General features: G+C 71.0%; 22 protein-coding genes, 1 tRNA gene and 1 pseudogene. 17 read left to right on the top strand and 7 right to left on the bottom strand.

Going from position 1 to position 22849, the window contains the following annotated elements; genetic code table 11:
* Positions 1-21: 21 nt before the first annotated feature.
* Genes OHO27_RS27065 through OHO27_RS27075 form a run of 3 tightly spaced genes read left to right on the top strand, consistent with a single transcriptional unit; the run spans position 22 to position 2019 of the window.
* Entirely contained in the window at positions 22-519 is a 498-nt protein-coding gene (locus tag OHO27_RS27065; RefSeq protein WP_328427576.1) for a tyrosinase family oxidase copper chaperone, read from the top strand.
* A complete protein-coding gene (locus OHO27_RS27070; protein ID WP_328427577.1) occupies positions 503-1363 on the top strand; it encodes a tyrosinase family protein in 861 nt (286 codons plus the stop codon). Before OHO27_RS27065 ends, OHO27_RS27070 begins: the two co-directional genes overlap by 17 nt.
* A 59-nt stretch (positions 1364-1422) precedes the next feature.
* Positions 1423-2019, top strand: coding sequence for a DUF2087 domain-containing protein (locus tag OHO27_RS27075; protein ID WP_328427578.1), 597 nt, complete (start codon positions 1423-1425; stop codon positions 2017-2019).
* Positions 2020-2028: 9 nt separating this feature from the next.
* Here the strand turns inward: OHO27_RS27075 and OHO27_RS27080 are convergent, their stop codons facing one another.
* Entirely contained in the window at positions 2029-2988 is a 960-nt protein-coding gene (locus tag OHO27_RS27080) for a D-2-hydroxyacid dehydrogenase family protein (RefSeq protein WP_328427579.1), read from the bottom strand.
* A 161-nt stretch (positions 2989-3149) separates the two neighbouring features.
* On the opposite strand from OHO27_RS27080, the gene OHO27_RS27085 reads away from it, so the two are divergent.
* The 3 genes from OHO27_RS27085 (at position 3150) to OHO27_RS27095 (ending at position 5894) form a co-directional block, all read left to right on the top strand.
* Positions 3150-4109 carry an NAD-dependent epimerase/dehydratase family protein gene (locus OHO27_RS27085; protein ID WP_328427580.1) on the top strand — a complete coding sequence of 320 codons (960 nt, stop codon included), beginning with the start codon at positions 3150-3152 and terminating at the stop codon, positions 4107-4109.
* 19 nt (positions 4110-4128) lie between these two features.
* Entirely contained in the window at positions 4129-4968 is an 840-nt protein-coding gene (locus OHO27_RS27090; RefSeq protein WP_328427581.1) for an SDR family NAD(P)-dependent oxidoreductase, read from the top strand.
* 86 nt (positions 4969-5054) lie between these two features.
* The gene (locus OHO27_RS27095; protein ID WP_328427582.1) at positions 5055-5894 is read left to right on the top strand and encodes an enoyl-CoA hydratase/isomerase family protein; all 840 of its coding nucleotides are present in this window, start codon (positions 5055-5057) and stop codon (positions 5892-5894) included.
* Positions 5895-6667: 773 nt separating this feature from the next.
* On the opposite strand, the gene OHO27_RS43190 is transcribed toward OHO27_RS27095, so the two are convergent.
* Positions 6668-7435, bottom strand: coding sequence for a condensation domain-containing protein (locus OHO27_RS43190; RefSeq protein ID WP_443059604.1), 768 nt, complete (start codon positions 7433-7435; stop codon positions 6668-6670).
* 77 nt (positions 7436-7512) lie between these two features.
* On the opposite strand from OHO27_RS43190, the gene OHO27_RS27105 reads away from it, so the two are divergent.
* A complete protein-coding gene (locus tag OHO27_RS27105) occupies positions 7513-8220 on the top strand; it encodes a hypothetical protein (protein ID WP_328427584.1) in 708 nt (235 codons plus the stop codon).
* A 328-nt stretch (positions 8221-8548) separates the two neighbouring features.
* Here OHO27_RS27105 and OHO27_RS27110 read toward each other — a convergent pair whose 3' ends face one another.
* Positions 8549-8698 carry a hypothetical protein gene (locus OHO27_RS27110; protein WP_328430742.1) on the bottom strand — a complete coding sequence of 50 codons (150 nt, stop codon included), beginning with the start codon at positions 8696-8698 and terminating at the stop codon, positions 8549-8551.
* Between the two features lie 9 nt (positions 8699-8707).
* Between OHO27_RS27110 and OHO27_RS27115 the strand changes: the two are divergent.
* Together OHO27_RS27115 and OHO27_RS27120 are read left to right on the top strand one after the other, a co-directional pair.
* Positions 8708-8884: pseudogene (locus OHO27_RS27115) on the top strand (VapC toxin family PIN domain ribonuclease); the annotation flags it as partial.
* Between the two features lie 256 nt (positions 8885-9140).
* Positions 9141-9470, top strand: a complete 330-nt coding sequence (locus OHO27_RS27120) for a hypothetical protein (RefSeq protein WP_328427585.1) — start codon at positions 9141-9143, stop codon at positions 9468-9470.
* Between the two features lie 259 nt (positions 9471-9729).
* On the opposite strand, the gene OHO27_RS27125 is transcribed toward OHO27_RS27120, so the two are convergent.
* Together OHO27_RS27125 and OHO27_RS27130 are read right to left on the bottom strand one after the other, a co-directional pair.
* The gene (locus OHO27_RS27125) at positions 9730-10170 is read right to left on the bottom strand and encodes a VOC family protein (RefSeq protein WP_328427586.1); all 441 of its coding nucleotides are present in this window, start codon (positions 10168-10170) and stop codon (positions 9730-9732) included.
* A gap of 465 nt (positions 10171-10635) precedes the next feature.
* A tRNA-Arg gene (locus OHO27_RS27130) sits at positions 10636-10708 on the bottom strand.
* A gap of 323 nt (positions 10709-11031) precedes the next feature.
* On the opposite strand from OHO27_RS27130, the gene OHO27_RS27135 reads away from it, so the two are divergent.
* The 4 genes from OHO27_RS27135 (at position 11032) to OHO27_RS27150 (ending at position 17561) form a co-directional block, all read left to right on the top strand.
* Positions 11032-12639, top strand: a complete 1608-nt coding sequence (locus OHO27_RS27135; protein ID WP_328427587.1) for a dynamin family protein — start codon at positions 11032-11034, stop codon at positions 12637-12639.
* Between the two features lie 354 nt (positions 12640-12993).
* On the top strand, positions 12994-15126 hold the full coding sequence (locus OHO27_RS27140) for a GTPase (RefSeq protein WP_443059719.1): 2133 nt from the start codon (positions 12994-12996) through the stop codon (positions 15124-15126).
* 262 nt (positions 15127-15388) lie between these two features.
* On the top strand, positions 15389-15880 hold the full coding sequence (locus OHO27_RS27145; protein WP_328427589.1) for a single-stranded DNA-binding protein: 492 nt from the start codon (positions 15389-15391) through the stop codon (positions 15878-15880).
* Positions 15881-16142: 262 nt separating this feature from the next.
* Positions 16143-17561 (top strand): Cys-Gln thioester bond-forming surface protein, encoded by a 1419-nt coding sequence (locus OHO27_RS27150; RefSeq protein ID WP_328427590.1) that lies wholly within the window; start codon positions 16143-16145, stop codon positions 17559-17561.
* A gap of 246 nt (positions 17562-17807) precedes the next feature.
* Here the strand turns inward: OHO27_RS27150 and OHO27_RS27155 are convergent, their stop codons facing one another.
* On the bottom strand, positions 17808-18098 hold the full coding sequence (locus OHO27_RS27155; RefSeq protein WP_328427591.1) for a hypothetical protein: 291 nt from the start codon (positions 18096-18098) through the stop codon (positions 17808-17810).
* Between the two features lie 350 nt (positions 18099-18448).
* Here OHO27_RS27155 and ettA point away from each other — a divergent pair, with 350 nt between their 5' ends.
* The 3 genes from ettA to OHO27_RS27170 are packed head-to-tail and all read left to right on the top strand — an operon-like array spanning position 18449 to position 21222.
* On the top strand, positions 18449-20113 hold the full coding sequence (gene ettA / locus OHO27_RS27160) for an energy-dependent translational throttle protein EttA (RefSeq protein WP_328427592.1): 1665 nt from the start codon (positions 18449-18451) through the stop codon (positions 20111-20113).
* A 6-nt stretch (positions 20114-20119) separates the two neighbouring features.
* Complete coding sequence (locus OHO27_RS27165; protein WP_328427593.1) at positions 20120-20557, top strand: acyl-CoA thioesterase; 438 nt, start codon at positions 20120-20122, stop codon at positions 20555-20557.
* The gene (locus OHO27_RS27170; RefSeq protein WP_328427594.1) at positions 20554-21222 is read left to right on the top strand and encodes a hypothetical protein; all 669 of its coding nucleotides are present in this window, start codon (positions 20554-20556) and stop codon (positions 21220-21222) included. The genes OHO27_RS27165 and OHO27_RS27170 overlap by 4 nt, the downstream gene beginning before the upstream one ends.
* An 8-nt stretch (positions 21223-21230) precedes the next feature.
* Here OHO27_RS27170 and OHO27_RS27175 read toward each other — a convergent pair whose 3' ends face one another.
* Entirely contained in the window at positions 21231-21635 is a 405-nt protein-coding gene (locus tag OHO27_RS27175) for a globin (protein WP_328427595.1), read from the bottom strand.
* Positions 21636-21777: 142 nt separating this feature from the next.
* Here OHO27_RS27175 and OHO27_RS27180 point away from each other — a divergent pair, with 142 nt between their 5' ends.
* Positions 21778-22764 (top strand): methyltransferase domain-containing protein, encoded by a 987-nt coding sequence (locus tag OHO27_RS27180; RefSeq protein ID WP_328427596.1) that lies wholly within the window; start codon positions 21778-21780, stop codon positions 22762-22764.
* The last annotated feature ends 85 nt before the right edge of the window (positions 22765-22849 follow it).

The raw sequence follows: 22849 nt of genomic DNA on the forward strand, positions 1-22849 counted from the left end.
GAACCGTACGAGGAGTGAGCGATGGCCGTCAGCGCAGACGGGGTCTCGGTGGGTGCGGTGCAGGGGTCGGGCACCGCGGTGAGCAGCGGGCCGGAGCGGCGGACGCGGCGGGAGTTGGGGCGGCTGCTGTTCGCCTCCGCCGCGGTGGCGCTCGCGCCGGTCGTCACCGCCTCCCGGCCCTCCCGGTCCGCGGAGCGACCTCCGGACACCGACACCGCCTTCGACGAGACCTACCGCGGCCGCCGCATCAAGGGCGCCGCCATGTCCCTGGGCGGCCTCACCGCCCTCGACGTCGCCTGGCACGTCACGGTGGACGGCCGGCCGCTGCACCTGATGCGCCGTGCCGACGGCACCTGGCTGAGCATGGTCGACCACTACGGCTGGTACCGGACTCCGCTGGAGGCGACCCGCGCGGCCGTCGACGAGCTCGGGTCCGGCGGGCGACTGCGTGACCTGGCTCCCGGGCCGTTCGGTGGCGGGCATCCGCACAGGGAGGCGCAGCATGGCGTACGTGCGTAAGAACGTGACCAAGCTGACGCGCACCGAGCGGCGGCGGTTCGTCGAGGCGTTGCTGGAGATCAAACGGCGTGGCGAGTACGACGAGTTCGTACGGCTGCACATCGCGCACTTCGTCGGGGACGGCCACCGGGGTCTGCGCGCCGCTCACATGGCGCCCTCCTTCCTGCCCTGGCACCGCAGGTTCGTGCTGGACCTGGAGAACGCGCTGCGGCGTGTCGACTCCTCGGTCACCGTGCCGTACTGGGACTGGACACGGGACCGAAAGACCACCTCGCTGCCGTGGACCGCCGAACTGCTCGGCGGCAACGGGCGGCCCGGGGACCGGCAGGTGATGACCGGGCCGTTCGCCTACCGGACCGGGAACTGGACCATCCGGGCGAGTGTCACCGACGGCGACTTCCTCACCCGGGACCTGGGCCGCTCCCGCAACCCGATGGCCCTGCCCACCAAGGCCGACCTGAAGCAGGCCCTCGATGACCCCGTGTACGACGTCGCCCCCTGGGACTCGACGGTCACCAAGGGCTTCCGCAACAAGCTGGAGGGGTGGGGCAGCGGCAGGGACTCCTGGCGCAACCACAACCGGGTGCACCGCTGGGTCGGGGGCACGATGCTCGGCGGCGCGTCCGTCAACGACCCCGTCTTCTGGCTGCACCACGCCTTCGTGGACATGCAGTGGCAGCGCTGGCAGCGGCGCCACAGCAAGCACCGCTATCTGCCGGCGAAGCCGCCCGGCCGGGACAGTGTGCAGTACCGCCGGATCGTCGCCCGGGACCAACGGCTGCCGCCCTGGGACGTGACCCCGGACGAGCTGGAGGACGTGTCCAAGATCTACCGGTACGCCTGACGCCCCGGCCCGCCGGAAAATCGCTCGGCCCCGCGGTCGGTGGCCGCTAGCCTCCGGACATGGCAACCGATCCGACGGAACAACTGGTCCGGCTGTTCGCCGAAGAGACCCGGGTACGCGCCTTCGCCGCCGTGGCGCTGGGCGCGCGGAGCGCCGAGCAGGTCGCCCTGGCGGCGGGGCTGTCCGCGAAGGAGACGGCCGTGTCGCTGCGGCGGCTGCGGGAGCAGGGCGTGGTGACGGCCGGGGACGCCGGGGAACTGGGCGTGGCGTACGACCTGTTCAAGGAGCAGGTACGGGCGGCGGCGCGGCGGGAGGACGGCAACGGGGCAGACCCGGGCCCCGCCTCCGGTGACGGGCCCACCGCCATGGTCCTGCGGACCTTCGTCCGGGACGGGCGGCTGGTCCGGCTGCCGGCGCGGTGGACACGCAAGAAGCTGGTGCTGCGGCACATCGCCGAGCAGACCTTCGAGCCGGGCGTCGAGTACCCGGAGCGGACCGTCAACGACAAGCTGCGCGCCTGGTGCGAGGACAGCGACGACATCGACCATGTGACGCTCCGGCGCTACCTGGTCGACCTGCATCATCTGCGCCGGAGTGAGGGGATCTACCGGCGCCCGGCCGAGGCCGAGCGGGCCCTGGTGGCCGGCATCGCCTGACCGCGGCCGTCAGGGCAGCCGTCGTACCGGTGAACCCGCCAGGTACGCCTGGATGTCCTCGACCGCCTGGCCGTAGTACGTGGCGTAGTTGGCCTGCGAGACATAGCCCAGGTGGGGTGTGGCGAGCAGGCGCGGCGCGGTGCGCATCGGGTGGTCGGCCGGGAGGGGCTCGGTGTCGAAGACGTCGACGCCGGCGCCGGCGATGCGGCCCTCGTGCAGGGCGGCGAGCAGGGCGGCCTGGTCGACGATCGCCGCGCGTGAGGTGTTGACCAGATACGCCGTCGGCTTGAGCAGGGCGATCTCGGCGGGGCCGACCAGGCCGCGGGTGCGGTCGCTCAGGGCGAGGTGGACCGAGACGAAGTCACTCTCGGCGAGCAGGGCCTCCTTGGAGGGGGCCAGGTGGACGCCGACCTCGTCCGCGTACTCCTTGGTGAGGTTCTGACTCCACGCGCTGACGTGCATCCCGAAGGCGAGGCCGACCTGGGCCACCCGGCTGCCGATCTTCCCCAGGCCGAGCACGCCGAGCCTGCGGCCGTGCAGGTCGGCGCCGACGGTGCTCTGCCAGGGGCCGCCCGAGCGCAACGCGTTGCTCTCCTGCACGAGGCCGCGGGCGAGGCCCAGCAGCAGGGCCCAGGTGAGCTCGACCGGGGGCGTGGAGGAACTCGCCGTACCGCAGACGGTGACGCCGTGCGCCTCGGCGGCGGCGTAGTCGATGACCGTGTTGCGCATGCCGGAGGCGATCAGCAGCTTCAGCCGGGGGAGCCGGGCGATCAGGGACGCGGGGAAGGGGACGCGTTCGCGCAGGGTGACCACGATGTCGAAGCCGGCGAGGGCCGCGGCCAGGGCGTCCTCGCCGGGGAAGTGACGCGTGAACCGGACGACCTCCACGTCGTCCGCGAGCGGCGACCAGTCGGCGACTTCGGTCGCGACGTTCTGGAAGTCGTCGAGCACAGCACAGCGCAGCCGCACGGTGGTTCCTCTCCATGGCCGGGGCACCGACTGGACCGACTCTACGACGGTGTCGCGAGGGCGGATTGACCGGCAGCGGGTCCGTCCCCGACCGTTGATCACGCACGCGATCATGCCGGCGGTCCATGTCCGCAGTCGTGTCCACACGGGAGGGGTCCACCTTGTCACCACGCATCCTCGTCACCGGAGGCAGCGGCTTCGTCGGAGGTCATGTCGTCACCGCCCTCCGGGAGTCGCGGCGCGACACGCCGGCCCCGGTCCGGCTCCTGCTGCGCGACCCGGGGAGCCTGCCACCGGGCGGCGGCGGCCTCGCCGACGGTGCCCCCGCGACGGACGTCGTACGGGCCGACCTGGCCGATCCGCCGTCGCTGCGGGGTGTCTGCGACGGCGTCGACGTCGTACTGCACTGCGCCTCCCACATCGGCGACGACATACCGCTCACCGAGGCCGTCAACGACCACGGCACCCGCGCCCTCGTCGAGGAGGCGACACGCGCCGGTGTCTCCCGCGTCGTCTACGTCAGTACGGCCGCCGTGTACGGCCGAGGGCCCTTCACCGACGCGCCTGCGGGCGAGTTGCCGCTCGCACCGGCCTCGCCGACCAGCCGTGCCCGTGCCGCCGCCGAACGGTATGTGCTGGACGCGGGCGGCGTCGTACTGCGCCCGCACCTTGTGCTCGGCGCAGGCGACCGGTGGGTGGTGCCCGGCCTGGTCGGCCTGATGGGGCTGCTGTCGGCGCCGCTGAAGGGAGGCGCCGCCCGGCACTCGGCCGTCGACGTACGTGCGTTGGGACGTGCGGTGGTCGCCGCCGGCCTGTCGGACCGGGACCTGGCCGGCGTCCACCACGTCAACCACCCGGATCCGGTTGCCTGTTCAGAACTGCTGGGCACGGTGGCCGACCGGATCGCCCCGCACCTGCCGGGCGTAGCCGTAGGCATCGACGAGGCGCGGGCCCGCCTCGACGGGCAGCCGCGCGCACTGCACCACCTCGACATGCTCGCCGTGGACCACTGGTTCGCGGACGACGGTTTCTGGGCGGGCGCAGGAGTGGAACCCGGGGTGGGTTTCGCACAGGGCATGGCGGAACACGCGTCGTGGTACCGGCGGTTCCTGGACCGCTGAGGGTAGAGGCAGGAACTTCGTGGACATCGCATGCACATTGGCGGGCAAGATCGCACTGGTCACCGGCGCCGGCCGGGGCATCGGCAGAGCCATCGCCGGGCGGCTCGCCCAGGACGGGGCGCTGGTCGGCGTCCACTACGGCCGCAGTGAGGCCGCCGCCCTGGAACTCGTCGAGGAGATACGGCACGACGGTGGGCGTGCCTTCGCGCTCGGGGCCGAGCTGGGGGTGCCGGGTGACGCCGGGGCCGTCTTCGAGGCGTTCGACGCGGGGCTGCGGAAGGAGTGGGAGGAGTACGGGGGGTACGGCGCATGGGAGGAGGGCGCGGGGGAGGAGGGTGGATCGGCGCCGGACGCCGAAGGCTCGCTCGACATCCTGGTGAACAACGCGGGCACGAGCGGTTCGGGGCCGGTGAGTCAGGCCACTCCCGAGATCTTCGATCGCATGATCGCCGTCAACGCCAAGGCGCCGTTCTTCCTCGTGCAGAACGCGCTGCCGCGGATGCGGGACGGCGGGCGCATCATCAACGTCTCCTCGCTCGCCTCACAGCGCGCCTTCCCCGAATCCCTCGCGTACGCCATGTCCAAGGGCGCGCTGGACACGATGACCCTGGGCCTGGCCAAGGAACTCGGTGGCCGCGGGATCACCGTCAACACGGTCAGGCCCGGGTTCATCGAGACGGACATGAACGCCCGACGCAGGACGACGCCCGAGGCGCGGGCCGCCCTGGCCGCACGGTCCGTCTTCGACCGGATCGGCCGGCCCGCCGACGTGGCGGACGCTGTGGCGTTCCTCGCCTCCGACGCCGCTCGCTGGATCACCGGTCAGTACCTCGATGTCAGCGGCGGCACGGATCTGTGACCGGCTCTGACCGTAATGGCCCGATATGTTGTGGTCTGCTGTGGCCACCGGGGCAGGATGAGCCAGGACGGGACGAGGAGACCGGGATGACCGCGTCGTACGAAACCATCAACATCAGGCTGGACGGCAACGTCCTGTCCGCCACGTTCAACGCGCCGCCGATGAACCTCATCGGCCCCGAGGTCGTGCGGGACCTGGTGGCACTGCTCGACGAGCTGTCCCACCCGACCGCCCCCCGCGTGGTGATCTTCGACAGCGCGGACGCCGACTTCTTCTTCCCGCACGTCGACCTGACGAAAGTCGCCGAGTACACCGCGGAGGCCGCCAAGGCCGGAGGCCCCGGCGACGCGTCCCTGGGCATGCTGTTCCGCAAGCTGAGCCGGCTCCCCGCCGTCACCATCGGCAAGCTGCGCGGCCGCGCCCGGGGAGCGGGCAGTGAGTTCCTCCTGGCTTGCGACATGCGCTTCGCCGCGGCGGAGAACGCCGTCCTCAGCCAGCCGGAGGTGGGAATCGGAACACCTCCCGGCGCGGGCGCGATCCAGCACCTCACCCGTCTGCTGGGCCGGGGCCGGGCACTCGAAGCCGTACTGACCTCATCGGACTTCGACGCCGACCTCGCCGAACGCTACGGATGGGTCAACCGTGCGGTCCCCGACGCCGAACTCGACGCGTTCGTGGCCGCTATCGCCGCGCGGATCGGCGGCTTCCCCCGCGACGCCCTGATCGCAGCCAAGTCGGCCATCAACGCCATCAGCCTGCCCACCCCCGCCGAAGTGCGCGCGGACGCCGCGCTGTTCCAGCAACTCGTCCGAGGCGAGAAGGCGACGCAGCGTACGGCTGAGCTCTTCGAGCGGGGCCTGCAGTCCCGGGGCGCCACCGAGCTCGGCCTCGGGGAGGCGTTGGGTCACTTGCCGGCGGTCGACTGAGGCCGTTGCGCACTCCGTCAGGCCCAGCTGTTTGGCGGTGCTCTCGCCGAGGACGGCCTCGCCCGGCTTGCTCCAGCGCTGGTCCCGGCTGCCCAGGACATCCAGGACAGTGGCGTCGGCCGTGTTCTCCGCCAGTTCCGCGGCCTTGGCGGCCTTGGCGGCCTTGGCGGCCTTCGCGTCCGTCAGCACGAACGCGCGGGTCGGCAGGGCGGCCTTGCCCACCGGGTTGGCGGCGACGACCTCGTCGGTGTTCCCGGGTGTGCCGTCCGGGGTGACGATCGTCTGGCCCGAGACCTTCAGTGCCTCGCCCGCCGGGTAGGCCACCCGCATGGTCTCCACCACGCCGCTCAGCAGTACGGCGAAACCGACGGCGGCGATCACGGGGGCCACCAGGGAGGCGGCGCGGCGCGGGTTGGCGACCAGTTCCGCCCGGATGAGGACCGGGCCCGCGGAGCCGCCGCGCTGGAACGGAGCGGTCAGGAACCGGCCGACGGCACCGATGAACACGGGGGTCAGCAGAGCGGCCGCGACGATCAGCGTCATGGTGGCGAAGATCGCCATGCTGATGCGGTTGTCGGCGCTGGAGGTGGCGGTGCCGATGGCGAGGAGCACACCGGCACCGAGGACCGCGAGACCCGCGATCCAACGGCCGCGCCCCATGCCCTTGTTGGCGGAGCGGCTGTCCAGGAGAGCCTCGATGGGGGCGACCTGGGCGACCTGGGCGGCCTTGCGGCCGGCGGTCCAGGCGCCGATCACGCTGACACCGATACCGATCACGGACCGTGCCGACCAGTTCGGCGAACGTGGTGTCGGGGGTACGGTGACGCGCAGTGGCAGGTCGTTGGCGAGCATCGACGGGGTGGCCAGCGCGGCCGGCGTGCGACGGGCGGCCACCGGGATGCCCAGGACCACGTCGTCGACGGAGAGCATCCGGTGGTGGTACACGGCAGGGCGTGCCGGAACAGGGGACCGGCCTCCAGGTCGGCAACGGTGGCGAGATCGCGGTCCATCCAGGCGTGGGCGGCGGCCTCAGGGTCGGCCTCGGCCCGCAGGCCCACCAGGTCCACCGTGGCGTCCACCTGGGCGCGGACGATCTGGAACACCTCACCGTCGTCACCGAACCGGGACCGCAGCGTGTCGGTCTCGGCCACCGCACGGATGACGGCTCGGCGCAGCACCTCGATGTCGAGGGCAACGGAGTCGAAGTGAACGGCGCACTGGTAGAGCGGGCTCTCCGGTTCCAACCGCTGAGCCACCCACACGCCGAGTTGAGCGGCGGTGACCGGCAGGCGGACATCGTGACGAACCTCGGAAAGTGCCAACCGACTCACGCTCCCAGAACGGTGTACCGGTGCGGACCACAGCGGAGGCGCCGGCCCCGTGACGGCGTGACGCTCCGAGCGGAGGATCCCGACGCCGCCTATCTCGCGCCTATAGGTGGCGGGACACTGCCGGGGATCCTTGATGGCGCGCTGCGGCGAGAAGGGGTCCGCGGGAACGCTGGATCCGTTGACCGCCCCTGAGACATCCCGGCGCGTCACCGGACGGGCAGGGATGTCTCGTAGTTCCTCGGTTGGGGCTTGGACGATGGGTAGCGGCCGCGTGCGACGATGCTGCTGTGCTGGATGAGATCGACGCGGTGGACTGGGGCTCCATACCGGGCCCTCCCGAGTGGTATGAACCGGATCGCGCCGCCCGTGGTCTACGTGCCCTCTTCGAGTCAGCGAACCCGGTACAGGCGGCGGAGGCCGGCTCGCAGCTCGGCGGCGGCGGAATTGTTCATGGCCACAGCGCCGCGGTGTTCCCAGCGGCCGTGGCTGCGACCCCGCTGCTTCTGGACATCGCCCAGCGGGGCCACCCGGCGGCAGGGGCCACTGCGTTGGGTCTGCTCGATGAGGCTCTGTCGTGCTATCCGCATGCCGGATACACGCGCGTGGTGGCTCCTGACGGCACCGCGGTTCCCGTCTGCTGTGCCATCGCCCACCGCCTGCGAGCCCGCACCGATTTCCTTGTCGGGCTGGGCAAGAGGGGCAAGTCCTTGCTGGCCGACGCGGCCGTGCACTGGCGCTTCGAGATCCGCCAGTGTGTCGCCGACAGCCGCGACACGGCAGCCTTCGGCATCTTGACCGGCCGTTTCCCCGACGGCGTACATGCGGCGGAAATGCATCACGCTGATGCCATCACAGTGCTGAACGAACTCAGCCTCGAATACCCGCCCGCGGAGGGCTCTCTCGAAGCATGCCTACGGGTGATCGCCCGGCACCCGGCCGAACTGCCGCCAGGCGCCGTGCTGTTTCCGGCGGAGTGCGGGGATCGCGTGCACTGACTGGCTTCAGTGCGGCAAGGGCCTTCTGGCGCAGGGACCGGCTGCTGTCCGTGACGCGGCAAGACGCGTCCAGCAGATCAGGGCGCATCAGAGGGTGAGGGAGGCGTCGTGGATGTCGTCGCGCATCTCCCAGCTGATCCGCAGGCGGCGGAGTTTGCTTTGCTCGCACCGAGAGGCGCTTTCACCGTGGTTCCCCGCGTGTCGCGGCGCATGGCAATTCCCTCTCAGCCGGATCACAGTAGTCCCTCAGCGAGACCTCTCAGCGAGCCCCCTCAGCCTTGCGGGGCCACAGCCTCGTGGCCGCGGCCCCGCTCGGGTGTGGGGGTGGTCAGGACGGGCTGCCGTACTGCAGGCCGCGTCCGTTGGTGCCGACGTAGACCCGGCCGAAGACGTCGGGGTCGCCGGTGATGATGCCGAGGCTGGGGAAGTTGCCCCACTGGTGGGGGCAGTCGCGCTCAGCGGACGCGCACTGACGCAAGCGCGGCCTCATCGCCTCCGCTACGGCGCGTTGAATCTCGACCTTGCCGACGCGGTGAACGTGGCACTCGCCGCCGACCACGACACGGACGCGATTCTCACCCTCGACCGACGAGACTTTCGGGCCGTACGCCCACTGCGCCGGCACAGGGCTTTCCGGGTACGCCCCGACGATCTCCCGCTGTGATGCAGGATCCGCTGCGCTCAAGTGTCTGCTGCCGCAAGGGACTTATGTATCGCCAGGCTGCGAGGTGAGTGCAGGACGGGTGTCGGTCGTCGCCCGCGAACGGCGGGCTGAGGGCGAGCCTCCCGCTCAACCGGCACGCGCTGGGCGGCGGCCTCGGGTCTCGCCTGAACGGCCGTGAGCGGCACCGGATGACATGGAAAATAAGACGGACGGCGGAGCCGGGCTCGGTAGCATCTTCGCTGTTGAAGGGGGAGTCATGGCGCTTGTCCGCAAGGGGTCACGACAGATCGTTGTCGACGGCAGGGTCTACCGCTGGCGACTGCGGGGCAGGCCGACGTACTTCCAAGGGCTGGCCTGGTCGCCGTGCACCTTCGCGGTCGAGGATGTGGACACCCCGGGCATGACGCTCGTGGTCACCACGGACCAGCCGCATCCGAGTAACTGGATCGGCCGCGAGGCTGAGGCTGTACTGCCGTCCGATGTCTCCGCGGCTGTTCGGCTTGCCCTGAGTGAGGGTTGGACTCCGACGCTTCCGGGCTCCGCCTTCCACCTCGACCAGTCCGCCGGCTTCACGCCCTCGTCCTGAGCGATGTAGAGACTGAGCACGGCTTCAGGAGTTCGATCTACTCCCGTCCTGGTCGGGACTCGCGTTGGGCACCGGCGTCGCCGGACTTGGTCGCCGCGTGTCGCCGCCGTCCGCGCTTTTGACGCGTGGGATGTCAGCGGAACAGCTCCCGCGCCGGGCAAACCTCCAAGGCTCGTCCGGCCGGTCGGCCCAGCGCCACCAGACATGCCGACCGGTACACCCCCGTGCGACCGGCAGTCCGCCGTTCGGTTCCTCCTCCTCAGCGCAGTTGCTCGGCCAGTCCGACGATGATGCCCTCCGGGCCGCGGACGTAGCAGAGCAGATAGCTGTCCTCGAACCGGGCGATCTCGCCGACGAGTTCGGCGCCGTGAGGGCGCAGGCGGGCAACGGTGTCCTCGAGGTCGTCGACGGCGAACATGACGCGGTGCGTGCCCAGAATGTTGTGCGGCCGGTTGCGCGGCCCGGCGCTGATCACCGCAGGGTTGCGGTACTTCGCCAGCTCGAGCCGGCTGTGGCCGTCCGGGGTCCGGACCATCGCGATGTCACAGCGGACCCCGTCGAGTCCGGTGCACTGGTCGGCGACGGGGCCCTCGACCTCCGCCCTGCCCTCCAGCTCCATACCGAGCTCCACGAAGAACGCGATGGCGGCATCCATGTCCTCGACGACGATGCCGACGTTGTCCATCCGCAGAATCGCCATGCTGGTTTCTCCCTCTTCCCCGTGCGGCCGGCGGTGGCCGCTGATGTCCCTGGGACGGAGCCGGTGGCACGTTCTCGACATCCTCAGACCGTCGAACTCCGAAAAACCTGACACCCCTCCCGAGAACTTGTCAGCCCGAACGTAGCGACCCCGCCGGCGGCCGCGACAACTCCGACGCCGTCCGGCCCACGGTCCAGCTCACCCCGGCACCGCGCTCGCCCTCGACGGCGGCGGCACGGCCGTCGTACTGGTCCTCGGCGCCGTCCTGGTCTCTCTGCTCCTGGCGGTCGCCAACACATGCGCCTCGGCCACTCGGGAAAACCCGGTGACAGCCGGACAGCCGGACAGCCGGACAGCCCCGGATCCTGCCCTTGATCATCAAGAGGGCGTCCGGGGCTTCGCCGTGCCGGGCGCCATCCGCCCTGACCAGCAAAAACGCCCTCCCGAAGGAGGGCGGAGACTAGGCGCCCCCGGCAGGACTCGAACCTGCGGCCAAGCGCTTAGAAGGCGCCTGCTCTATCCACTGAGCTACGGGGGCCGGTTGTGGTGGCCTCGGTCGTGGTGCGCCCGGGTGTGGGCTGATCCGTGACGTTGCCGGGGACAAGGATAGGGCTCCCGCGTCCGTGTCCCTGTTGCTTCGCCTCCGTGGCTCGATGTGGAGGTTCGGTGAAGCGGTCCTGATAATCGCAGGCAGGTACGAATCGTGCACCGCTTTTGGCCTCCCGCGCCCCGGGTGTTGTGCACTCGTTATGCCTGGACTATGCCTGTGTCCCAGTCGTCCCTTCCATCCCTTGTGTCCCGTCGGCGCGCAGACATGCCCATATGCTTCAGAATTCCCCTAAAATTGGGCATTCTTCGCATGTGGTGACCTTGGACGTACGGCCTCAGCTGCTCGACGCACTTTCCGCCCTGCGCGACCGTGTCGCGGCCGCACGCTTCCCGCTGCCCCTGGCGGGGGCGCCACGCGCGCGTGCCAACCGTGACGAACTGCTCGCACAGCTCGACGACTATTTGGTGCCCCGCTTGAGAGAGCCCGACGCCCCGTTGCTTGCCGTGGTGGGCGGATCCACCGGGGCCGGCAAGTCGACGCTCGTCAACTCGATCGTGGGCCGGCGCGTGACCGAGGCGGGAGTGCTGCGGCCGACCACGCGAAATCCCGTGCTGGTCTGTCATCCGGATGACCATCACTGGTTCAGCGGGGTGAGGGTGCTGCCCGACCTCACGCGCGTGTGGACGCCCGAGCATGATCCGGCGGAGGAGCTGATGGCGCCGGGCGACGATTCCGCGCGCGTGCTGCGGCTCGAGACCGCCGACACGCTGCCGCCCGGGCTCGCCCTCCTCGACGCGCCCGATATCGACTCCCTGATCGCGGGCAACCGTGTCCTCGCCGCCCAACTGATCTGCGCGGCCGACATCTGGGTGATGGTCACGACGGCCGCCCGGTACGCCGACGCCGTTCCCTGGCATCTGCTGCGCACCGCCAAGGAGTACGACGCCACCCTGGTGACCGTCCTGGACAGGGTTCCGCATCAGGTCGTCTCCGAGGTGTCCCGGCAGTACGGCGCCCTCCTCACCAAGGCCGGCCTCGGCCACATCCCACGCTTCACCGTGCCCGAGCTGCCCGAGTCGGCCTGGGGCGGCGGGCTGCTGCCGGCCACGGCGGTTGCCCCGTTGCGCGCCTGGCTCAGCCAGCAGGCCCAGGACCCGGGGGCACGGGAACACGCCATCATCCGCACCGCCAACGGTCTGCTCGACTCGCTCAAGGTCCGCATGCCCGAGCTGGCGAACGCCGCCGCCGCCCAGTACGCGGCAGCGCTACGGCTCACCAGCGCCGTGGACAGCGCGTACGACAGCGAGTACGCGCGCGTACGGAGCCGGCTGCAGGCCGGTGCCGTGCTCGCCGGCGACGCGCTGAAGCGCTGGCGCGCCTTCCCGCTCGACTGCTCCGCCAGCGAGCTGCTCGAGTCGCTGGTGGAGAGCCTGAGCACCCTCCTGCTGTGCGCCGTCACCGCAGCCGACGAGCGCGTGGACGACGTCTGGCGGCGCGAACCGGCCGCCGCGGCCCCCGAACTGACGGACCGCGACCCACGCCCGGCAAGCATCGAACACCGCATCGGCATGGCCGTACGGCGTTGGCGCAGGGAACTCGAGGAGTACGCGGAGGACGAAGTGAGCGTCCTCGACCGCAGCGTCGCCCCCGATTCCGAGGTCGTCACCGCCCTCGTCGCCACCGCGCTGCTGGGCGGACGCCGGGCGCGGTCGGCGGGGGAGGGACTCGCGGAGCGGATCGGCGCGCACGGCGCGCTGCGGCTGCGCGACCGAGCCGGGCGACTGCTCACCGAGCACCTGGACCGGGTCATGCACAACGAACGCGAGCGACGGCTCGCCCCGCTCGACGCCCTGGAGGTCCATCCGGAGCCCCAGGCCGAACTCATCGCCGCGCTGTCCGTACTGCAGAAGGAGAGGTGACCGGTGACTGCCGTCACTGACCAGGACCACACGGAACACGCCGATCAGCAGGGGGACGGCGCCACGGGGAACGCCGTGCGCGAGAACGACACCCCGGTGGAGGTCCCGTCGGAGGGCGCCTCCGGGAACCGCCTCCCCGTGGAGAGCGATCACATGGCGGGAGCGCCCGGCGAGGGCGAGGGTTCCGCAGCCGTCGAGGAGCCGGAGAACCGAAGCATGCTCTGGAGGAAGCTCGCTAAGTGGGACGGCCGGGCGGACGACGGCCACGCGCGCGCGGAGGACCTGACGGACAGTGACACGCCCGCGCGCAAGGGGGTCCTCGACTCCGGCGGCCGTGAGGAGGGTGAGGCACAGATGCGGGTGAGTGTCCCCGAGCCAGGGGGGCGTAAGGACGTCGACGCGCACGCGCGTGGGGGCGCCCCCGACTCCGGCGGCCGTAAGGAGAGCGGCACGCCCGCGCGTGAGGCTGCCCCCGACTCCGGCGGCCGTGAGGGCGGTGTCGCGCCCACGCGTGAGGGGGGCCGTGACGCCGGGGGCCGTAAGGACGGTGACCCGCCCGCGCGTGGCGGTGCCTCCGACCCGGGCGGACGTAAGGGCGGCGGTACCTCCGCACGTACGGATTCCTCCGCACGTACGCAGCCCGCGTCCCGTACGGAGCCCGCGTCCCGTACGCAGCCCCCGTCCCGTACGGAGCCCGCCCCCCGTACGGATTCCGCCTCTCGGGGGGACTCCTCCGCGCGGTCGGACGCCGCACGCACGGACTCCTCCTCCGGCACGGACTCCGCGATCCCCTGGGACGACGGGCTGATCGCAAGGCGGGTGAATGAGAGCGCTGGTCAGGAGCAACCCGCCGTCGTGGAACCCCGCGCGTCCGGGGCGCAGGTCGTGACGCCGCTCGCGTACGACGGGGCGTTGCGGTCCCGGCTCGACGCGCTGCGTGAACTGGTCGGGCTCTCGCGCACCCGGCTGGACAACAGGACGCTCTCCGAGGCGGGCCGGGTGCTCGACGAGGCGGCCGCGCGGCGCCGGCTCTCCGGGCAGCACACCGTCGTCGCCATCGCGGGCGCCACGGGCAGCGGCAAGTCGCAGCTGTTCAACGCGCTCGCCGGGGTGACCATCTCGGAGACGGGCGTACGACGGCCGACGACCGCCTCGCCTCTGGCCTGCAGCTGGAGCGACGGCGCGGTCGGCCTGATCGAGCGGCTCGGCATCCCACCGCGGCTGCGGCGGCGTCCCGCGCAGAACGCGGCCGCGGACGGGCAGCTGCGCGGACTCGTTCTGGTGGACCTGCCCGACCACGATTCGGCAGCCGTGCAGCACCGCGAGCAGGTCGACCGGGTCCTGGCGCTCGTCGACGCGGTCATCTGGGTGGTCGACCCCGAGAAGTACGCCGACGCGGTCCTGCACGAGCGCTATCTGCGGCCCATGGCGGGACACGCCGAGATCATGTTCGTCGTCCTCAACCAGGTCGACCGGCTGCCCGGTGAGGCCACCGATCAGGTCCTCGACGACCTGCGGCGGCTGCTCGACGAGGACGGCATCGCGCTGGGCGAGCACGGCGAACCGGGTGCAGTCGTGCTCGCGCTCTCCGCTCTCACCGGGGAGGGCGTCGGCGAACTGCGTGAGGCGCTCGGCCAGTTCGTGGCGGAACGCGGGTCGGCCGCGCGCCGGATCTCGGCCGACGTGGACGCCGCCGGGTGGCGACTGCGGCCCGTGTACGCCGCGCGGCGGCGGACCGGGCTCAGCGAGGAGGCACGGGACGAGTTCTCCGCGCGGCTCGCGGACGCGATCGGCGCCACCGCCGCGGGCGAGGCCGCCGAGCGGGCATGGCTGCGCAACGCCAACCGCGCGTGCGGGACGCCCTGGCTGCGGCTGTGGCGCTGGTACCAGGACCGGGGCGAGCCCACGACGGGACGCCTGTCCGTGCGGACCCAGACGGACGAGGAGGCCACCGCGCGGCAGCGCGTCGAACAGGCGGTGCGTACGGTCGCCGACCGGGCGTCGGCCGGGCTGCCCACGCCGTGGGCGCAGGCGGTACGTGAGTCGGCTGTGCGGGGCGCTCAGGGGCTGCCCGAGGCGCTGGACGAGCTGGCCGCGCGGGCCGGACTGCCGCCCGGGCGGCCGCCGCGGCCGGGTTGGTGGCCGGCGGCCGTTCTGGTGCAGGCCTCCATGACGATCCTTCAGGTCATCGGCGGACTCTGGCTGGTGGGACAGATCGTCGGGGTGATGGCGCCCAACCTGGGCGTACCGGTGCTGCTGATGACGGCCGGCATCGTCGGCGGCCCGCTCGTCGAGTGGGGCTGCCGGATGGCGGCTCGAGGTCCGGCACGGCGGTACGGCCTGGAGGCGGAACGGCGGTTGCGGGAGGCGGCGGCCGGGTGCGGTCGGGCCCGGGTGCTGGATCCGGTGGCCTCGGAGCTGCTGCGGTACCGGGAGGTCCGTGAGCAGTACGGGCGGGTCATGGGGGTGGGGTCCGCGGGGAGGTGACCTGAGCAGCGACGTCTGTGGGGTCGGGTGGCGTCCTCGGCGGGTCCGTGGACCCCACAGGCCCCGTGGGTGCGGCCCTCACCCGTCCGGGTGGCGCGGTTATCCACAGACGGGCGGTGATCCACAGGGCTCAGCGGGCTCGTCCCGGCGGCGGCAGTCTGGCTTCGCGGCGATCGCGAAGGACGGTCGGACGCAGCCGTACGGGACGGGCCCGTACGCGTATCCGCCCGGCGTGAGAGGCCGGGCGAGGGGAGGGATCGAGATGAACGAGACGACCATCTGCGCGGTGGGCAATGTGGCGACACAGCCGGTGTACCGGGAGCTGACGACGGGACCGTCCGCGCGCTTCCGGCTGGCGGTGACCTCGCGCTACCTGGACCGTGGGAAGAACGAGTGGATCGACGGCCACACCAACTTCTTCACGGTGTGGGCCAATCGCCAGCTCGCGACGAACGCCGCCGGGTCGCTGAACGTGGGCGACCCCGTGGTGGTGCAGGGCCGGCTGAAGGTGCGCTCGGACGTACGCGAGGGACAGAGCTGGACCTCGGCCGACATCGACGCGACGGCCATCGGCCACGACCTCGCGCGCGGTACGTCGGCCTTCCGGCGCACCCTCAGGCCGGAGGCAGGAGCCGCAGCCGCAGCCGCTTCCTCCGCCTCCGTATCCACGCCGCCCGAGCCTGAGCCCGAGTGGGAGACGCCACCCGCCGACGCCGACTCCCAACAGGCCCAGGAACCGGTGGCGGTGACGTGACGTCAGTCACCTGTAGAGGCTGACCGAAGTGCGGCTTATCGGCGAATGCGTTCCGAACAACCCCGGTGGATTTGTCGATAAGCCCTGCTCACAAGGGATCTTGGCGATAACGATTCCGAGTCGGATCGGCCCTCCGACGGGATCACGGGGAAGCGTGGTGCGCCCCGTACCTAGGATGCCGCACATAGCTCTCGGGGCTTGAAGCTTCTGCTGGTGGGACCGTGCCCCCCACGTCAACGGGTCCTGCTCGAAGGGGAATTCTGTGTTTGCTGCGTTCTCTGCGCTGTCGGTGCGTGGGCGTGGGGCGGCTCGACTGGCCGCCTCGACCCTGGTGTCCGGGCTCGTCGCCGCCTCGGTGGTGGCCGGTGCCGGCCCGGCCGCGGCCGACGGGGCAGCCTGGAACCAGGGCGGGGCGACCGCGACCATAGGTGGCCTCAAGACCTACGGCGGCGCTGTCGTCCACGCCGACTCCGGTGACCAGGAGATCTCGGCCGGCCTGTTCGAGATGTCGGTCGACGGCGGCGGCATGCTGCAGACGTACTGCGTCGACATCCACAACCCCACGCAGCGCGACGCCAAGTATCACGAGACGCCCTGGAGCGGCACCTCGCTGGGCGCCAACAAGGACGCGGGCAGGATCCGCTGGATCCTGCAGAACTCCTACCCGCAGGTGAACGATCTCGCCGCCCTCGCGGGCAAGGCGGGCGTCAAGGGCGGCCTCACCGAGCAGGACGCGGCGGCCGGTACGCAGGTGGCCGTCTGGCGCTACTCGGACGGTGCGGACGTCGACGCCGTCGACCCGCAGGCCGAGCAGCTCGCGGACTACCTGGAGAAGAGCGCGCGGGGTGTGGCGGAGCCCGAGGCCTCCCTGCGGCTCGACCCGGCCGCGGTCTCCGGCCACCCGGGTGAGCAGCTCGGTCCGGTGACGGTGCACACCGACGCGGACGGCGTGACGCTGACGCCCCCGGCGGACGCCGCCACCAGCGGGGTGCGGATCGTGGACAAGGACGGCAGGGCCGTCACGTCCGCAGTCGATGGCGGTGAGGTGTTCTTCGAGGTTCCCGAGAACGCCACGGCCGGCCAGGCCGAGCTGACCGTGCAGGCCTCGACCACCGTGCCGGTGGGGCGCGCCTTCGCCGCCGAGAGCCGCAGCCAGACGCAGATCCTGGCCGGCTCCAGCGAGTCGACCGTCTCGGCGACGGCGAGCGCAAGCTGGGCGAAGACCGGTGCGATACCCGCGCTGTCCGCCGCGGAGAACTGCGACAAGGGCGGCGTCGACATCACCGCGGCCAACGAGGGCACCGAGGCGTTCACCTTCGAGCTGCTCGGGGTCGAGCACAGCATTCCGGCGGGCGAGTCACGGACGGTGACGGTCCCGCTGCAGGAGGACCAGGCGTACGACTTCACCATCCAGGGGCCGGGCGGCTTCGAGAAGCGCTTCACCGGAGTGCTGGACTGCATGACGCAGATGGGCGAGGCCGAGGCGGCGGGCGCCATGACCCAGACCCTCGCCGAGCCGAGCCCCGCCACGGTCGGCACGGTGACCGACGACACCAACCTCGCCGCGACCGGCGGCTCCGCGATGACCCCCCTGATCACGGGCATCGCCATCGGCCTGGTCGTGATCGGCGGCGCGGCGCTGATCGTCGTACGGAAGAAGCAGCAGTCGGCGCAGGGCTGAGGCAGGCCGGTCGGCGCCTGCGTGCGCCCTGCCGGAACACCAGATCAGGGGCTTGATCCACTGTGCTGGATCAAGCCCCTGACCGGTTCACGGGGTGCCTGGGGGTGCGCTGCCGTCGGCGGAACAACCCATGGACCGTCTGTCGCGGCCCGTACTCCACCGGTAGGTCTCGCCAGGGGGCACCGATGCGCACCCACCAGAGTCACGGCGTGGGACGTGGCTGGAAGCCCCGTCTCGGAACCCGGACTACCAGGCGCTGTTGTCGCAGCCCATGGTCGAGCCGATGTGGGTCTGCTGCGCGCCCGTGTTGCCCTCGCCGTTGAGCGCGTTGCCCAGCGCGCCGTTGAGGATGCCGACCTGGCCGAGGACGTCGACGTTCAGGTCGTGCGACTTGCAGTTCGAGCTCTGCAGGACGCTGACCTTGTCCCCGCCCTTGCCGCCGTGTCCGTGGCCGTCGGCGGTGGCCGTGCCGGCGCCCAGGAGTCCGACGGTGCCGATGGCAACGGCCATGACGGCAGCCTTGCGAAGGTTGTGCATGTCATCTCCGATGGAGTGAGGTGGGTGCGATCTGCGAGAGATCGACTTCGTACAGTTACGAGAGTTAATGTGAAAAATTCCTATATGTCCCGACGGCGCGCCGGAATCAACACCCGGCTGCGCCCAGGCGGACGACCGAACTCGCCACGGCTCGGCAACTGCGGCGCCGGTACCTCCCGCTGAGCTTCTGTCAGCCCGGCCGGGCCGACCGACGCGCGGCCCACCGCCTTCCGCGGCGAAACCCCAGGTCAGGGCCCATCGGCGATACGGGTTTCCCCCGAGGGGTGGCGATCCGGCAAGATGGGGTGTATCTGCCCACTGCCTGATTTCAAGCTGCCGGACGGTTTCTCTTGGCTGAGTTCATTTACACCATGCGCAAGGCGCGCAAGGCGCACGGCGACAAGGTGATCCTCGACGACGTCACCCTGAACTTCCTCCCCGGAGCGAAGATCGGCGTCGTCGGCCCGAACGGCGCCGGTAAGTCGACGATCCTGAAGATCATGGCGGGGCTGGAGCAGCCCTCGAACGGTGAGGCGTTCCTGTCGCCCGGGTACACCGTCGGCATCCTGATGCAGGAGCCCAAGCTGAACGAGGAGAAGACCGTCCTGGAGAACGTCCAGGAGGGCGTCGCCGAGGTCAAGGGCAAGCTCGACCGGTTCAACGAGATCGCCGAGCTGATGGCCACCGACTACTCCGACGCGCTTCTCGAAGAGATGGGCAAGCTCCAGGAGGACCTCGACCACGCCAACGCGTGGGACCTCGACGCCCAGCTCGAGCAGGCCATGGACGCGCTCGGGTGCCCGGCCGGCGACTGGCCCGTCGTCAACCTCTCCGGTGGTGAGAAGCGCCGCGTCGCGCTGTGCAAGCTGCTGCTGGAAGCCCCTGACCTGCTGCTGCTCGACGAGCCCACCAACCACCTCGACGCCGAGTCGGTGAACTGGCTGGAGCAGCACCTCGCCAAGTACGAGGGCACCATCGTGGCCGTGACCCACGACCGGTACTTCCTCGACAACGTGGCCGGCTGGATCTGCGAGGTCGACCGCGGCCGGCTCCACGGCTACGAGGGCAACTACTCCAAGTACCTGGAGACCAAGCAGACCCGTCTGAAGGTCGAGGGGGCGAAGGACGCCAAGCGCGCGAAGCGGCTCAAGGAAGAGCTCGACTGGGTCCGCTCCAACGCCAAGGGGCGTCAGGCCAAGTCCAAGGCGCGCCTCGCTCGCTACGAGGAGATGGCCGCCGAGGCCGACAAGATGCGGAAGCTGGACTTCGAGGAGATCCAGATCCCGCCGGGCCCGCGTCTGGGCAGCATCGTCGTGGAGGTCAACAACCTCAGCAAGGCTTTCGGCGAGAAGGTTCTCATCGATGATCTTTCGTTCACGCTTCCGCGTAACGGGATCGTCGGTGTCATCGGCCCCAACGGCGCCGGCAAGACCACCCTTTTCAAGATGATCCAGGGTCTGGAGACGCCCGACTCCGGCAGCATCAAGGTCGGCGACACCGTCAAGATCTCGTACGTCGACCAGAGCCGCGAGAACATCGACCCGAAGAAGAGCCTGTGGGCCGTGGTCTCGGACGAGCTCGACTACATCAACGTCGGCCAGGTCGAGATGCCCTCGCGGGCGTACGTCTCGGCCTTCGGCTTCAAGGGCCCCGACCAGCAGAAGGCCGCCGGTGTCCTCTCCGGTGGTGAGCGCAACCGCCTCAACCTCGCGCTCACCCTCAAGCAGGGCGGCAACCTGCTGCTCCTCGACGAGCCGACGAACGACCTGGACGTCGAGACGCTGTCGAGTCTTGAGAACGCGCTGCTGGAGTTCCCGGGCGCGGCCGTGGTCGTCTCCCACGACCGCTGGTTCCTCGACCGGGTCGCCACGCACATCCTCGCCTACGAGGGCGAGTCCAAGTGGTTCTGGTTCGAGGGCAACTTCGAGTCGTACGAGAAGAACAAGGTCGAGCGGCTCGGCGCGGACGCCACCCGTCCGCACCGCGCCACCTACAAGAAGCTGACCCGGGGCTGATCGATCTTGCGCCACATCTACCGTTGCCCCCTGCGCTGGTCCGACATGGACGCGTACGGACACGTCAACAACGCGGTCTTCGTCCGCTACCTGGAGGAAGCCCGCATCGACTTCCTGTTCCGTCCGGAGAAGGACTTCAAGCAGGGGTCGGTGGTGGCGCGCCACGAGATCGACTACAAGCGGCAGCTCGTCCACCGGCACCACCCGGTGGACATAGAGCTGTGGGTCAGTGAGATCAGGGCCGCGTCCTTCACCATCACCTACGAGGTGAAGGACGACGACCTGGTCTACGTCCGGGCCTCGACGGTGGTCGTGCCGTTCGACTTCGAGGCGGAACGGCCGCGCCGGCTCACCGCGGAGGAGAAGGAGTTCCTCCGCGAGTACACCGACGACGCGGGCGACACGGGCGACAAGGACGCTGTGGAGGAGGCCGCCGCCGCATGACGGTGCTCCACCTCGCCGACGAGGGGGAGGCAGCGGATCTCGCGGCCTTCCTCTCCCGGCTGCTCCACTACGACCGTGGAGCCGCGGTGCGCCTGCAGGCGGCCGGCACCGCGCTCGCCGTCTTCGGACGGCCACCGTCCTTCGAGGTGCTGGCGATCCGCGCCGCACGCCTCGCGAAGCCGTACGAGAACGGGCTCGACGTCACCCTGGACGTGACCGTCTCCGCGGGTGAACTCCTGGAGTCCGTCGACGAGTCGGCGGCCACCGCGGTCGTGCCGGGAGCCGTGACCGGGCCGCCGTGGGCCGGCGTGCTCCCGCCGCGCGGCGGATGGCGGGCGGTGCCGGGGCTGCCCGCGCCCGATGCCCTGCGGGCGATGGTCGGTGCGGGTGTCGCGGAGTTCCGGTCGCGTACCCAGGAGTTGGCGGCCGAGCAGCGCACCCGGGCCGAACTCGACCGGGTCGGGCGGGAGATCTGGTCCCGGACCGTCGGGGACACTCATCTGCCGGTGCGCGCCGTGCACGCGGCCCAGTCGCTGGGATTCCTGCGCGCCACCAGGGAGCTGGCCCTGCTGTCGTCCGGTGCGTGGCTGCGGCTGCGCACGCCGTACGGGTCGATCGCCGTACGGCGTGCGGGACTCGGCAGTCTGGATGTCAGCGTCCGCTGACAGCCGGCTCAGCCCGCGGTGTTCACCATCGACGCCGCCGCGTACGTCAGGTAGTTCCACAGCGTCCGCTCGTGCTCCTCGGAGAGGCCGAGCTCGTCGACGGCGTCCCGCATGTGCTTCAGCCACGCGTCGTGGGCCGCGCGGTCGACGGTGAACGGGGCGTGGCGCATGCGCAGGCGAGGGTGGCCGCGGTTCTCGCTGTACGTCGTCGGGCCGCCCCAGTACTGGATCAGGAACAGCGTGAGGCGCTCCTCGGCCGGGCCCAGGTCCTCCTCGGGGTACATGGGCTTCAGCAGCGGGTCCTCGGCCACGCCCTGGTAGAAACGGTGGACGAGGCGGCGGAAGGTCTCCTCCCCGCCGACCTGCTCGTAAAAGGTCTGCTCCTGAAGCGTGCCGCGCCGAATCTCATTCACCCGTCCATGGTCTCAGACGCGGAGACGGAGGACCTGAGGCTTAGGACCAGCGGTCGTGAAGGGCGGGCCGGCCCGAGTGACGCGTTCCGGATCGTCCGGTGGAGTGCTCGCCTCGCGGCGTCTCGCGCAGGACAGTGGACGTATGAGCGCGCACGCTCTCGACAATGACCTGGACGACCTCGCCGCCTCGGCACGGTCCGCGCTGGTGCGCGAGATCGACGCCATCGGGGCATGGAGCGCGGACCCGCGGTGGCGGGACGTCTTCGCCGCCGTGCCACGGCATCTGTTCGTGCCGTACTACTACGTCGGCGTCGCCGGCGGCTACGAGCGCCGCTGGGGCCAGAGCCCCGACCCGGCCGCGCGTGAGCGTTGGATGCGCGGCGCGTACGCCGACACCCCCCTCGCCACCCGGCTGCGCGACGGCGAGCTGCTCTCCTCCAGCAGCCAGCCGTCCCTGATGGCGATGATGCTGGTCGCGCTGGAGGTGACGGACGGCGACAGCGTCCTGGAGATCGGCGCGGGCACGGGCTTCAACGCCGCCCTGCTCGCCCGCCGGCTCGGCGACGACGACCTCGTCACCAGCATCGACCTGGAACCGGAGATCACCGAGTCGGCCCGGCGGCATCTGACGGCGGCCGGATACCACCCCGTCGTCGTCACGGGCGACGGGGCGCGCGGCGTGCCCGAGCGCGCCCCCTTCGATCGCATCATCGCGACGTGCGCCCTGCCGTCGATCCCGCGCGCCTGGCTCGCCCAGTGCCGCACCGGCGCCCGCATCCTGACACCGCTCGCCACCGGCCTGCTCGCCCTCGCCGTCCAGGACGCCGAGCACGCCGAGGGGCGCTTCCTGCACACGCCCGCCTACTTCGTGCCGCTGCGTGGCGGGGTCCGGACCGAGCCGGAGTCCTCGCCCGTGGCCGGGCTGCCGCGCCGGGCCCGGGAGCACGAGCTGTTCGGCTTCCTGCTGGCGCTGACCCGCGGCAGCCTCGATCCGCAGGAGGCGTACGCCCTGTGGGAGCGCGAGGGGCAGCCGCAGCGGGAGCGGTACGGGATCACGGTGCGCGGCGAGCACGAGTGGGCCTGGCTGGACGACCCGGAGGGGCCGTACGCCTGGCCGCTGCCCGGCTGAAACGCCGGGAGGGGCGGTCGTACGGCACTTTCCTGCCGTACGACCGCCCCGTCCCGGTATCGAGATCGAGCCGCGCCCGGAGCCG

The organism is Streptomyces sp. NBC_00443, assembly GCF_036014175.1.
Classification (GTDB): Bacteria; Actinomycetota; Actinomycetes; order Streptomycetales; family Streptomycetaceae; genus Streptomyces.